This window comes from Klebsiella indica (assembly GCF_005860775.1).
GTDB classification, from domain to species: domain Bacteria; phylum Pseudomonadota; class Gammaproteobacteria; order Enterobacterales; family Enterobacteriaceae; genus Klebsiella; species Klebsiella indica.
Map to the genome: position 1 here is coordinate 24,117 of NZ_VCHQ01000006.1, position 13,385 is coordinate 37,501.

The 13,385-nt window shown below is 54.5% G+C and carries 13 protein-coding genes; 12 read left to right on the forward strand and 1 reads right to left on the reverse strand.

What is annotated here, in order from left to right; all coding sequences use genetic code 11:
• The first annotated feature begins 211 nt into the window (after nt 1–211).
• The 12 genes from nrdH to emrB all read left to right on the forward strand — a co-directional run bounded on the left by nrdH (nt 212) and on the right by emrB (nt 12,389).
• A complete protein-coding gene (gene nrdH / locus FE839_RS04970; protein WP_138359737.1) occupies nt 212–457 on the forward strand; it encodes a glutaredoxin-like protein NrdH in 246 nt (81 codons plus the stop codon).
• The gene (nrdI, locus tag FE839_RS04975; protein WP_138359738.1) at nt 454–864 is read left to right on the forward strand and encodes a class Ib ribonucleoside-diphosphate reductase assembly flavoprotein NrdI; all 411 of its coding nucleotides are present in this window, start codon (nt 454–456) and stop codon (nt 862–864) included. Before nrdH ends, nrdI begins: the two co-directional genes overlap by 4 nt.
• Complete coding sequence (nrdE, locus tag FE839_RS04980; protein WP_138359739.1) at nt 837–2,981, forward strand: class 1b ribonucleoside-diphosphate reductase subunit alpha; 2,145 nt, start codon at nt 837–839, stop codon at nt 2,979–2,981. Before nrdI ends, nrdE begins: the two co-directional genes overlap by 28 nt.
• Nucleotides 2,982–2,991: 10 nt before the next feature.
• A complete protein-coding gene (gene nrdF, locus FE839_RS04985) occupies nt 2,992–3,954 on the forward strand; it encodes a class 1b ribonucleoside-diphosphate reductase subunit beta (protein ID WP_138359740.1) in 963 nt (320 codons plus the stop codon).
• Nucleotides 3,955–4,298: 344 nt separating this feature from the next.
• Complete coding sequence (proV, locus tag FE839_RS04990) at nt 4,299–5,504, forward strand: glycine betaine/L-proline ABC transporter ATP-binding protein ProV (RefSeq protein WP_138359741.1); 1,206 nt, start codon at nt 4,299–4,301, stop codon at nt 5,502–5,504.
• Nucleotides 5,497–6,561: a glycine betaine/L-proline ABC transporter permease ProW gene (gene proW / locus FE839_RS04995; RefSeq protein WP_138359742.1), complete on the forward strand. Its 1,065-nt coding sequence runs from the start codon at nt 5,497–5,499 to the stop codon at nt 6,559–6,561. The genes proV and proW overlap by 8 nt, the downstream gene beginning before the upstream one ends.
• A gap of 69 nt (nt 6,562–6,630) precedes the next feature.
• The gene (gene proX, locus FE839_RS05000) at nt 6,631–7,626 is read left to right on the forward strand and encodes a glycine betaine/L-proline ABC transporter substrate-binding protein ProX (RefSeq protein WP_138359743.1); all 996 of its coding nucleotides are present in this window, start codon (nt 6,631–6,633) and stop codon (nt 7,624–7,626) included.
• A gap of 217 nt (nt 7,627–7,843) precedes the next feature.
• The gene (locus FE839_RS05005) at nt 7,844–8,590 is read left to right on the forward strand and encodes an AzlC family ABC transporter permease (protein WP_138359744.1); all 747 of its coding nucleotides are present in this window, start codon (nt 7,844–7,846) and stop codon (nt 8,588–8,590) included.
• Nucleotides 8,580–8,915, forward strand: coding sequence for an L-valine transporter subunit YgaH (ygaH, locus tag FE839_RS05010; RefSeq protein ID WP_138359745.1), 336 nt, complete (start codon nt 8,580–8,582; stop codon nt 8,913–8,915). The genes FE839_RS05005 and ygaH overlap by 11 nt, the downstream gene beginning before the upstream one ends.
• 84 nt (nt 8,916–8,999) lie before the next feature.
• On the forward strand, nt 9,000–9,530 hold the full coding sequence (gene mprA / locus FE839_RS05015) for a transcriptional repressor MprA (protein ID WP_138359746.1): 531 nt from the start codon (nt 9,000–9,002) through the stop codon (nt 9,528–9,530).
• 132 nt (nt 9,531–9,662) lie between these two features.
• Entirely contained in the window at nt 9,663–10,835 is a 1,173-nt protein-coding gene (gene emrA / locus FE839_RS05020; RefSeq protein WP_138359747.1) for a multidrug efflux MFS transporter periplasmic adaptor subunit EmrA, read from the forward strand.
• Nucleotides 10,836–10,850: 15 nt separating this feature from the next.
• Nucleotides 10,851–12,389 carry a multidrug efflux MFS transporter permease subunit EmrB gene (gene emrB / locus FE839_RS05025; RefSeq protein ID WP_138359748.1) on the forward strand — a complete coding sequence of 513 codons (1,539 nt, stop codon included), beginning with the start codon at nt 10,851–10,853 and terminating at the stop codon, nt 12,387–12,389.
• A 361-nt stretch (nt 12,390–12,750) separates the two neighbouring features.
• Here the strand turns inward: emrB and luxS are convergent, their stop codons facing one another.
• Nucleotides 12,751–13,266: an S-ribosylhomocysteine lyase gene (luxS, locus tag FE839_RS05030; protein ID WP_138359749.1), complete on the reverse strand. Its 516-nt coding sequence runs from the start codon at nt 13,264–13,266 to the stop codon at nt 12,751–12,753.
• Nucleotides 13,267–13,385: the final 119 nt, after the last annotated feature.

Here is a 13,385-nt window from a genome sequence, read left to right on the forward strand (position 1 = left end):
ACCACCTGACCATCAGCATGCGCCAGTCATTTTAAGACAAAGAACCCGCCCTCCAGCGTCGTTTTTCGTGGCGGTCAGTTTTTACAAAAACCATATATATTGAGTTGTTGAACTTTTAAATAACTACATCTAGTATTTCCTTTAACGACAACCCATAGCACGCGACATGATTTTCTGCGTCGAGTTGCTATTTTAAATGGAAATACGAATCATGCGCATTACTATTTACACTAAAAATGACTGCGTCCAATGTCATGCCACGAAGCGGGCGATGGAAACCCGCGGGTTTGCATTCGAGATGATCAATATCGACCAGCATCCTGAAGCCGTCGACATGCTGCGCGAGCAAGGTTTCCGCCAGCTACCGGTAGTGATTGCCGGAGAGACCCGCTGGTCTGGCTTCCGCCCGGATATGATTAACCGCCTGCGCCCGACAGCCACCGCGGTCAGCGCATGAGCCTGATCGTCTACTTTTCCAGCAGCTCCGAAAATACGCACCGGTTCGTCCAGCGTCTGGGGCTGCCCGCAGTGCGTATTCCGCTTAACGAGCGGGAACGCATTCAGGTAGACGCTCCCTACATTCTTATCGTCCCCAGCTATGGCGGCGGCGGCACGGCAGGCGCGGTTCCGCGACAGGCGATCCGTTTCCTCAACGATCCGCACAACCGCCAGCTCATTCGCGGCGTCATTGCTGCGGGCAACCGTAACTTCGGCGAAGCCTATGGCCGCGCTGGGGACATCATCGCGCAGAAATGCGGCGTACCGTATCTCTATCGCTTTGAGCTAATGGGCACCCCACAAGATGTCGACAACGTGCGTAAAGGAGTAAACGAATTTTGGCAACGACAACCGCAGAACGTGTAACCACCGGGGCGCCTGACTTCCACGCCCTCAATGCGATGCTGAATTTGTACGACAGCGACGGGCGTATTCCGTTTGAGAAAGACCATCAGGCGGTGGCGGCGTTTATGACCAACCATGTTGCGCCGAATAGCGCGCCTTTCGCCAGCCAGGACGATAAGCTGACATGGCTGGTCGCCGAGGGTTATTACGATGCGAAAGTGCTGGCCCGCTACGATCGCCAGTTTGTGCTTGAGCTGTTCGCTCATGCCCGGCGCTACGATTTTCAGTTCCAGACGTTTCTCGGCGTCTGGAAGTTCTATACCAGCTATGCGCTGAAAACGTTCGACGGCAAACGCTACCTGGAAGATTTTGCCGAGCGCACCTGCATGGTGGCCCTGTGTCTGGCTCAGGGCAACGAGACGCTGGCCCATCAGTTGACCGATGAGATCCTCTCCGGACGCTTCCAACCGGCCACGCCGACCTTCCTTAACGCCGGTAAGCAGCAGCGCGGCGAGCTGGTCTCCTGCTTCCTGTTGCGGATTGAAGACAACATGGAGTCCATTGGCCGGGCGGTAAACTCGGCGCTGCAGCTGTCAAAACGCGGCGGCGGCGTAGCGTTTCTGCTCTCCAACCTGCGTGAAGCCGGGGCGCCGATCAAACGCATTGAGAATCAATCCTCCGGCGTGGTGCCGGTCATGAAAATGCTGGAAGACGCCTTCTCCTACGCCAACCAGCTTGGCGCGCGCCAGGGGGCCGGGGCGGTCTATCTGCATGCCCATCATCCGGATATCCTGCGCTTCCTCGATACCAAACGTGAGAATGCCGATGAGAAAATCCGCATTAAAACGCTCTCGCTCGGGGTCGTCATTCCTGACATCACCTTCGAGCTAGCAAAAGAAGATGCGCAGATGGCGCTGTTCTCGCCCTACGACGTGGCGCGTCTGTACGGTAAACCGTTTGGCGATATCGCGGTGAGCGAAATGTATGCGGAACTGGTAGCCGACGAGCGGGTAAGCAAGCGCTGGATCCGCGCCCGCGACCTGTTCCAGCGGCTGGCGGAAATTCAGTTTGAATCCGGCTATCCGTACATTATGTTTGAAGACACGGTGAATCGCGCAAACCCGATTGCCGGGCGCATCAATATGAGTAACCTGTGCTCGGAGATTTTGCAGGTTAATACGCCGTCTACATTTGACGAAAACCTTGATTACGCCGACATCGGCCAGGATATCTCCTGCAACCTCGGATCGCTGAATATCGCCCACACCATGGACTCCCCGAACTTCGCCCGCACGGTTGAAACGGCGGTGCGTGGACTGACGGCGGTTTCCGATATGAGCCATATTCGTTCAGTGCCCTCGGTGGCGGCGGGCAATGCCGCCTCACATGCGATTGGCCTTGGGCAGATGAATCTGCACGGCTATCTGGCGCGAGAAGGCATCGCCTACGGCAGCGAAGAGGGGCTGGATTTTACCAACGTCTATTTCTATACCGTTACCTGGCACGCGCTGCGCACCTCAATGCTGATGGCGCGTGAACGAGGGAGCCGTTTTGCCGGTTTTGAGCAGTCGCGGTACGCCAGCGGCGACTATTTCCAGCAATACCTGGAGGGCGACTGGCAGCCAAAAACGGCAAAAGTCCGCGAACTGTTCGCCCGATCTGGTATTACCCTGCCCGATCGCGAGATGTGGCGACAGCTTCGCGATGACGTGATGCACTATGGCATCTATAACCGCAATCTGCAGGCCGTGCCGCCGACGGGATCTATTTCGTACATTAATCACGCAACCTCCAGCATCCACCCGATCGTGTCGAAAATAGAGATCCGCAAAGAGGGGAAAACCGGCCGCGTGTACTATCCCGCGCCGTTTATGACCAACGACAACCTGGCGCTGTATCAGGATGCCTGGGAAATCGGCCCGCAGAAGATTATCGACACCTACGCCGAGGCAACGCGCCACGTCGACCAGGGGCTGTCGTTGACCCTGTTCTTCCCCGATACCGCCACCACACGCGATATCAACAAAGCGCAAATCTACGCGTGGAAGAAGGGCATTAAAACGCTGTATTACATCCGTCTGCGCCAGCTGGCGCTGGAAGGTACCGAAATCGAAGGCTGCGTGTCCTGCGCGCTGTAAGGAGAACCGGATGACCCATCTATCGCGCATCAGCGCCATCAACTGGAACAAGATTGAGGATGACAAGGACCTGGAAGTCTGGAACCGGCTGACCAGCAACTTCTGGTTACCGGAGAAGGTGCCGCTGTCCAACGACATCCCCGCCTGGCAGTCGCTTACGCCGACAGAGCAGCAGTTGACGATCCGCGTCTTTACCGGGCTGACGCTGCTGGATACCATTCAAAATAGCGTCGGCGCCCCGGCGCTGATGGCCGATGCCCTCACTCCGCATGAAGAGGCGGTGCTGTCGAACGTCAGTTTTATGGAAGCGGTACACGCCCGCTCCTACAGCTCTATTTTCTCCACCCTATGCCAGAGCAAAGACATCGACGCCGCCTATGCCTGGAGCGAGCAAAACGCGCCGTTGCAGCGCAAAGCGCAGCTGATGCTGGCGTTCTATCAGGCCGATGAGCCGCTGAAGAAAAAAATCGCCAGCGTGTTTCTCGAATCCTTTCTCTTCTATTCTGGTTTCTGGCTGCCGATGTACTTCTCCAGCCGGGGAAAAATGACCAATACCGCCGATCTGATTCGCCTGATCATCCGCGATGAAGCGGTACACGGTTATTATATTGGCTACAAGTATCAGAAAGGACTGGAGATTGTCAGCGCTGAAAAGCGTGAGGAGCTGAAAAACTTCGCCCTCGACCTGCTGATGGATCTGTATGACAACGAGCTGGCCTACACCCGCGAGCTCTATGCCGACAGCGGCTGGATTGAAGAGGTAAACGCCTTCCTGTGCTACAACGCCAACAAAGCGCTGATGAACCTTGGCTATGAGGCGCTGTTCCCGGCGGAAATGGCCGCCGTCAATCCGTCGATCCTGGCGGCATTGTCGCCGAACGCCGATGAAAATCATGACTTCTTCTCCGGTTCCGGCTCTTCATACGTAATGGGAAAAGCGGAAGAAACCGTCGACGACGACTGGGATTTTTAACCTCGCAATCACCAGGAATATATCGACATATCTCCTGGTGAATTATTTCATATTATACATTTCCGCTCCCTTCAATATCTTTCCGCCATCACCTTGTCATATTCGGCAAAATCCTGTTGATTTCCGGTCAAATTAACAAAATATAACTAAAAAATATCAGCCATTTGCAATTTGCGCTCAGCCCTTATATCACGGGCGATGTAGCGGATTTCACCTTCCGGCGCATCCTGCGTAAATCAGCATAAAGGGTTGTCACAGATTCTCAGTATGTTAGGGTGTAAAAAATCAACTTTCTTCATCAGGTACAATATCGATATAAATAATAACAGGAAAATCTCTATTGCATGGCAATTAAATTAGAAATCAAGAATCTCTACAAGATATTTGGCGAGCACCCACAGCGGGCCTTCAAATATATCGAAAAAGGACTATCGAAAGAACAAATACTGGAAAAAACGGGGCTTTCGCTTGGCGTCAAAGATGCCAGTCTGACCATTGAAGAAGGCGAGATATTCGTCATCATGGGGCTCTCCGGCTCGGGGAAATCCACCATGGTTCGCCTTCTCAATCGCCTGATTGAACCTACCCGCGGCCAGGTGCTTATTGATGGCGTTGACATCGCCAGGATCTCAGATGCCGAGCTTCGCGAGGTGCGCAGAAAGAAAATCGCAATGGTTTTTCAATCATTTGCCCTTATGCCGCATATGACGGTCCTCGACAATGCCGCCTTTGGCATGGAGCTGGCCGGCGTAGCCGCTCAGGAACGCAAAGAGAAAGCGCTGGAAGCGCTGCGTCAGGTCGGACTGGAAAATTATGCTCACGCCTGGCCGGACGAACTCTCCGGCGGGATGCGCCAGCGCGTTGGCCTGGCCCGTGCGTTGGCGATTAATCCCGATATCCTGTTAATGGATGAGGCTTTCTCCGCGCTCGATCCATTAATTCGTACCGAAATGCAGGATGAGTTAATAAAATTACAGGCCAGACATCAGCGCACCGTGGTATTTATTTCCCACGATCTTGATGAAGCGATGCGAATTGGCGATCGCATTGCCATTATGCAAAATGGCGAAGTGGTTCAGGTCGGTACCCCGGATGAAATATTGAATAACCCGGCTAATGATTATGTGCGGACATTCTTCCGCGGCGTCGATATTAGCCATGTGTTTAGCGCCAAAGATATCGCGCGTCGTAGCCCGGTTGGTTTGATTCGTAAAACACCAGGCTTTGGCCCGCGTTCGGCGTTGAAATTATTGCAGGATGAAGACCGCGAATATGGCTACGTCATTGAACGCGGTAATAAGTTTGTTGGCATTGTCTCCATTGATTCACTGAAATCCGCGCTGGGCGAAGGTCAGGGAATCGATGCGGCGTTAATTGACTCCCCGCTCGCGGTGGATGCGCAAACGCCGCTTAGCGAACTGCTCTCTCACGTCGGCCATGCACCGTGCGCGGTGCCGGTTGTCGATGAAGGGCATCAGTACATCGGCATCATTTCAAAACGTATGCTGCTGCAGGCTTTAGATCGCGAGGGGGTAAACAACAATGACTGATCAATCTAACCCGTGGGACACCGCGGCAGCCGCGGATAGCGCGTCGCAATCCGCGGATGCCTGGGGTGCGACGTCCACGCCAGCGCCGTCCGGCGGCGGTGCCGACTGGCTGAACAGCGCGCCTGCGCCGCAGCCTGAACACTTCAATATTATGGATCCGTTCCATAAAACGCTTATCCCGCTGGATAGCTGGGTCACGCAGGGTATCGACTGGGTTGTCATGCACTTCCGCCCGCTGTTTCAGGGGATCCGCGTGCCGGTGGATTACATCCTGAGCGCTTTCCAGCAGCTCTTATTGGGCATGCCGGCGCCGGTGGCGATTGTTATTTTCTCGCTGATTGCCTGGCAGATTTCCAGCGTCGGCATGGGGGCTGCGACGCTGATTTCGCTTGTTGCTATCGGCGCCATAGGCGCCTGGTCGCAGGCGATGGTCACGCTGGCGCTGGTGCTGACCGCGCTGCTGTTTTGCATGCTGATCGGCCTGCCGCTAGGGATATGGCTGGCACGCAGTCCGCGGGCGGCGAAAATTATTCGCCCGCTGCTTGATGCGATGCAAACCACCCCGGCGTTTGTCTATCTGGTGCCGATCGTGATGCTGTTCGGCATCGGCAACGTTCCGGGCGTGGTGGTGACGATTATCTTCGCCCTGCCGCCGATTGTTCGTCTGACCATTCTGGGGATTAACCAGGTGCCGGCGGATCTGATCGAAGCCTCGCGCTCCTTTGGCGCCAGCCCGAGACAACTGTTGTTCAAAGTCCAGCTGCCGCTGGCGATGCCGACGATTATGGCCGGAGTCAACCAGACGCTGATGCTGGCCCTGTCGATGGTGGTTATCGCCTCGATGATTGCCGTTGGCGGTCTCGGCCAGATGGTACTGCGCGGTATTGGCCGTCTCGATATGGGGCTGGCTACCGTCGGCGGCGTCGGGATTGTTATCCTCGCCATTATTCTTGACCGTTTGACTCAGGCCGTAGGACGCGACTCGCGTAGCCGCGGCAACCGTCGCTGGTACACCACCGGCCCTCTGGGGCTTATCACTCGCCCTTTCTGTAAATAAAAGCACATGCCCCGGCCGCCACCCGACCGGGGACATGAACTTCTCCTCTGCTGAATAAAAGGAACAACGATGCGACATACAGCGATTCTTGCCACAGCGTTTACCGCCCTTATTTCCACCTCCGCCTTCGCCGCGGATCTGCCTGGCAAAGGCATTACCGTTAAACCGATTCAGAGCACTATTTCGGAAGAGACTTTCCAGACTCTGATCGTCAGCCGCGCGCTGGAAAAACTGGGTTACACCGTCGATAAGCCAAGCGAAGTGGATTACAACGTCGGCTATACCTCGATCGCCTCCGGCGACGCCACCTTTACCGCCGTCAACTGGCAGCCGCTGCACGATGATATGTACGCCGCCGCCGGTGGCGACAAAAAATTCTACCGCGAAGGCGTTTTCGTCAGCGGCGCCGCGCAGGGATATCTGATCGATAAGAAGACGGCCGATAAATACCACATTAAATCTATCGACCAGCTAAAAGATCCGAAAATCGCCAAACTGTTTGATACCAACGGCGACGGCAAAGCCGATCTGACCGGCTGTACGCCGGGCTGGGGATGCGAAGCGGTGATTAACCATCAGATTGAGGCTTACGGTCTGAGCAAAACCGTTACCCATAATCAAGGCAACTACGCCGCCATGATGGCTGACACCATCGCGCGTTACAAAGAGGGTAAGCCGATTCTCTACTATACCTGGACACCTTACTGGGTCAGCGATGTGCTGAAACCGGGTAAAGATGTCGTCTGGCTGCAGGTGCCGTTCTCTTCTCTGCCTGGCGTGCAGAAAAATATCGACACGAAGCTGTCTAATGGCGCCAATTACGGCTTCCCGGTCAGCACCATGCATATCGTCGCTAACAAAGCCTGGGCCGAGAAAAACCCTGCGGCGGCAAAACTGTTTAGCATCATGAAACTGCCTATTGCCGATATCAACGCAGAGAATGCAATGATGCACGAAGGTCATGGTTCAGAAGCCGATATTCAGGGCCACGTTGACGGTTGGATCAAAGCCCATCAGCAGCAGTTTGACGGCTGGATAAAAGAAGCCCTGGCTGCGCAGAAGTAATCCCTGCTTTTATCGCATATCCCGGAGAAGGCTCCCGCCTTTTCCGGGTGAGCAATACGGTGAAAATCAAATTCCGCTTTCATCTGCTTTCTTTCCCCTCCGATGGGTATCAACCCACAACGTCTCAAATGCTGTAAAGCCTCGCCGCTCTCTGTTAAGGTAAATGCCACCCGTTCAATCATGTTATTTTCACGTCAGTTATTAATAAGTCATCCCTATGGAAAACTCCGACGCATTGACGCATACGTCTCCTGTGAACGAAGCCACGCTGGCGGAAGGTATCAAAGACAGCCTGCCGATTGTTATCAGCTATATTCCGGTGGCCTTCGCCTTTGGTCTGAACGCCACCAAGCTCGGTTTCACCCCGCTGGAAAGCCTGCTTTTTTCCTGCATTATTTACGCAGGCGCCAGCCAGTTCGTGATCACCGCGATGCTGTCTGCCGGGAGCTCACTGTGGGTCGCGGCGCTCACCGTGATGGCGATGGACGTTCGCCACGTGCTTTATGGCCCTTCCCTGCGCAGCCGCATTCCGTGTGCGCTGAATAAGAAAAAAACCGCCCTCTGGGCCTTCGGCCTCACTGATGAAGTATTCGCCGCCGCCACAGCGAAACTGACGCGCGACAACCGCCGCTGGAGCGAAAACTGGATGATCGGCATCGCCTTTCTGTCCTGGGGTTCATGGGTCTTTGGCACACTAGCTGGCGCTTATTCAGGCAGCGGCCTGCTAAATGGCTTCCCGGCCATAGAGGCTGCGCTGAGCTTTATGCTGCCCGCGCTATTTATGAGTTTTTTACTGGCGTCGTTCCAGCGTAAGCAGTCGCTTAGCGTTAGCGCCGCGCTGACGGGAGCGCTGGGAGGGATGCTCCTGTTTTCCATTCCCGCCGCAATCCTTGCCGGGATTGTCTGCGGCTGCCTGACCGCTCTGGTGCAGGCCAGTATTCAGGGGATGCCCGATGAACAGTGATGTCCTTATTATCGGAGCCGTGGTCGGCTGCGTAAATTATCTGTTCCGCTATCTGCCATTGCGTCTGCGTGCCGGGAGCGCCCGCCTCTCACACCGCGGTCCGCTCGGCGTCCTGCTCGATACCATTGGTATCGCCTGCATTTGCGCGCTACTGGTTGTCTCCAGCGTACCGGAGATGCTCCACGACGCCCGTCGTTTGCTGCCTACCTTAGCGGGTTTCGCGGTGCTGGGTCTGGCCTTCTGGAAAACGCGCAGCATTATTATTCCGACGCTTTTGGGCGCGTTAACCTACGGCGTTATCTGGAAAATCGGCACAGGGTTATAAGTATCGGTTTTCATCAATAATTCATTTGCTTTATTTGTCACAATAGTTATTATATCGACTGCAATTAATGAGGTCATAATCAAAATGGACAGTTCGTTTACTCCCATTGAGCAAATGCTCAAGTTCCGCGCCAGCCGTCACGAAGACTTCCCTTTTCAGGAAATTCTGCTCACTCGTCTTTGCATGCATATGCAGGGTAAGCTGCTGGAAAATCGTAACAAGATGCTGAAGGCGCAAGGGATTAACGAAACATTGTTTATGGCGCTGATCACCCTTGAGTCTCAGGAGAACCACAGCATTCAGCCTTCTGAATTAAGCTGTGCGCTAGGCTCCTCGCGTACTAATGCCACGCGAATTGCCGATGAGCTGGAAAAACGCGGCTGGATCGAACGCCGCGAAAGCGATAATGACCGCCGTTGCCTGCATTTACAACTTACCGATAAAGGTCATCAGTTTCTGCGCGAAGTATTGCCGCCGCAGCATAACTGTCTGCATCAACTTTGGTCTTCTTTAAGCGCCAGCGAAAAAGATCAACTTGAGCACATCACCCGCAAACTATTGAGCCGCCTTGACCAAATGGAAGAAGATGGCGTGCTTGCGGAGTCTCTGCGCTAAGCGTGGAATCACTCGCTCAACCCTTTTTCTGGATTGACAAGGAAAGCGGACAGGCCAGCAGATCATCTGCTGGCCTGTCTGATAAACCGTTCGGATCAGCCGATGTGAAATAATAAGATCGTGGAGAATAACATGAGCGTAAATGCGGAGAGCCAAACCCCGCCGCAACCGGGCAGCAAAAAAGGAAAGCGTAAAAACGCTCTTCTCTTACTGACCTTACTCTTTATTATTGCTGCCGTGGCATACGGGGTTTATTGGTTTTTGGTCCTGCGTCACTTCGAAGAAACGGATGACGCCTACGTGGCAGGAAATCAGGTACAAATTATGGCGCAGGTGTCCGGCAGCGTAACCAAAGTCTGGGCTGACAACACCGATTATGTACAAAAAGGCGATCCGTTAGTCACCCTCGATCCGACCGACGCCCGGCAGGCGTTTGAAAAGGCAAAAACCGAGCTGGCCGTCAGCGTGCGCCAGACGCGTGAGCAGATGATCAACAGCAAGCAGTTACAAGCCAATATCGAGGTCAAAAAAACCGCCCTTTCTCAGGCGCAAACCGATCTCAAGCGGCGCATTCCGCTGGGAGCCGCTAACCTGATTGGCCGTGAAGAACTGCAGCATGCTCGCGATACGGTTGCCAGCGCGCAGGCCGAACTGGACATGGCGATTCAGCAATACAATGCCAATCAGGCGATCGTGCTGGGAACGTCGCTGGAACAACAGCCTGCGGTGCTGCAAGCAGCTACCGAAGTTCGTAATGCGTGGCTGGCGCTGCAGCGAACAAAAATTGTCAGCCCAATTAGCGGCTATGTTTCCCGCCGTTCCGTACAACCTGGCGCGCAAATCACCACCGCCACCCCGCTGATGACCGTGGTTCCGGCCACGAATCTGTGGATTGACGCCAACTTTAAAGAGACGCAACTGGCGCATATGCGCATCGGCCAACCAGCAACCGTTATCAGCGATATTTACGGCGACGATGTGAAATACACCGGTAAAGTCGTTGGTCTCGATATGGGCACCGGTAGCGCTTTCTCGCTGTTGCCCGCGCAGAACGCCACCGGCAACTGGATAAAAGTGGTTCAGCGTCTGCCGGTACGTATCGAGCTGGATGAAAAACAGCTGGCGGAACACCCGCTGCGTATCGGTCTGTCGACGCTGGTTGAGGTGAATACCACCGATCGCAGCGGTCAGATGCTGGCAAACCAGGTACGTAATACCCCGGTTTATGAAAGTAATGCCCGCGAAATCGGCCTCGAGCCGGTGAATAAATTGATCGACAGTATCATCCAGGCGAACGCCGGGTAATTCGGGGTGAGCGTAATGCAACAGCAAAAACCGCTGGAAGGCGCGCAGCTGGTCATTATGACCATTGCGCTGTCGTTCGCGACCTTCATGCAGGTGCTGGACTCAACTATCGCCAACGTGGCTATCCCCACCATTGCCGGCAATCTGGGTTCATCATTAAGCCAGGGAACCTGGGTTATCACCTCATTTGGCGTCGCGAACGCTATCTCCATCCCGATTACCGGCTGGCTGGCAAAGCGCGTCGGCGAAGTGAAACTGTTTCTCTGGTCGACAGTGGCATTTGCTATCGCCTCCTGGGCCTGCGGTATGTCAAACAGCCTGACGATGCTGATTTTTTTCCGCGTGATTCAGGGGATCGTCGCCGGCCCGTTGATTCCGCTGTCGCAAAGTCTGCTGCTCAGTAACTATCCGCCCGCTAAACGTTCTATTGCGCTGGCGCTGTGGTCAATGACGGTGATCGTGGCACCGATTTGCGGCCCGATTCTCGGCGGCTATATCAGCGACAACTACCACTGGGGCTGGATCTTCTTTATCAACGTCCCGATTGGTATTGCCGTGGTGATTATGACGCTGCAAACCCTGCGTCACCGGGAAACACGCACCGAGCAACGGCGAATTGACGGCGTGGGTCTGGCGCTGCTGGTTATCGGTATCGGCAGCCTGCAGGTAATGCTTGACCGGGGTAAAGAGCTGGACTGGTTCTCCTCGAACGAGATAATCATCCTGACGGTTGTCGCCGTGGTGGCAATCTGTTTCCTTATCGTCTGGGAGTTGACCGACGATAACCCAATAGTCGACCTGTCATTATTTAAGTCGCGAAACTTTACCATCGGCTGTCTGTGTATCAGTCTCGCCTATATGCTCTACTTTGGCGCTATTGTGCTGTTACCGCAGCTATTGCAGGAAGTGTACGGCTATACCGCCACATGGGCTGGTCTGGCCTCGGCGCCGGTCGGCGTGATACCGGTGATTCTGTCGCCGATTATCGGCCGCTTTGCACATAAACTCGATATGCGCAGACTGGTCACTTTCAGCTTTATTATGTACGCGGTCTGTTTCTACTGGCGTGCCTGGACTTTCGAGCCTGGGATGGATTTCGGCGCCTCGGCGTGGCCGCAGTTTATTCAGGGCTTCGCGGTAGCTTGCTTCTTTATGCCGCTAACCACCATCACCCTTTCCGGTCTGCCGCCGGAACGGCTGGCGGCGGCATCCAGTCTGTCAAACTTCCTGCGCACGCTGGCGGGGTCAATCGGTACTTCGATTACCACCACCATGTGGACGAACCGCGAGGCGCTACATCATGCGCAGCTTACCGAATCGGTTACGCCGTATAACCCCAACGCCCAGCAAATTTACGGCCAGTTGCAGGACTTAGGAATGACGCAGCAGCAAGCGTCCAGCTGGATAGCACAGCAGATAACAAACCAGGGGTTGATCATCTCCGCCAACGAGATTTTCTGGCTCTCGGCAGGCATTTTTATCCTTCTTCTCGGGCTGGTGTGGTTCGCCAGGCCGCCGTTTAGCGCCGGAGGAGGCGGTGGCGGCGCGCACTAAGGGTGCGATCAGTGTCTGCGGGTGAATATCAGCCCGTTCGGGAAGATTATGCTGTTTTATTAGTCGGCATGAGATTCTTTGCTACGGTCGTTCTGGCGGAAATCGTCTGTGTTTTATTTCCGCCAGATTTTGATCTGTCGCTTCTCCGTTCATCGTAATACGAGAAAATACTTCCTGTTCATGGCGTGTGAACGGCTCGCTCGCCTCCCCCCCCTCGGCATGGCGCTGAAATCTGCCGCGATGCCATGCGCTTCACTTTGGCATCAGTCAGCAGCGTTGAAAGCTGAAGGGCAACATTATCGGCATTACGGCGTAGGGAAATCGTGGCCCGACGACTCGCCGGGCCGTGGCGGGATTGCGACTAGATGTGCAACTCTTGCAGTTTTTCTTTCGGCAGCGCCAGCTCGTCATTGCTATTGATGCGAACATCACGCTCAATAATATGTCGAGCGATTTCCTGCGCCTCTTCCAGCGAATGCATCGTGTAGGTACCACACTGATAAACGTTCAGCTCAGGGATCTGGTTTTGATCTTTTACTTTCAGCACGTCGGCCATCGCCGCTTTCCAGGCATCGGCAACGCGCTGTTCATCCGGCGTACCAATCAGGCTCATATAGAACCCGGTGCGACAGCCCATCGGAGAAATATCGATAATTTCCACCCCCTTGCCGTTCAGATGATCGCGCATAAAGCCGGCAAACAGGTGCTCAAGCGTGTGGATGCCTCTTTCCGGCATCACTTCCTGGTTTGGCACGCAAAATCGCAGATCGAAAACGGTGATTTCATCGCCATGAGGCGTGTTCATTTTCTTCGCGACGCGCACCGCGGGCGCTTCCATTCGGGTATGGTCGACGGTGAAACTATCTAACAACGGCATTATTGACCTCCGATAGTGATTTTTTTAAAAATAAAATGAACTCTTTTTAGGGCAGCGGGTCTGACCATGTGAAAGACGCGCATTTATTATCATCATCCCTGAGTCAGAGATGAAAATTT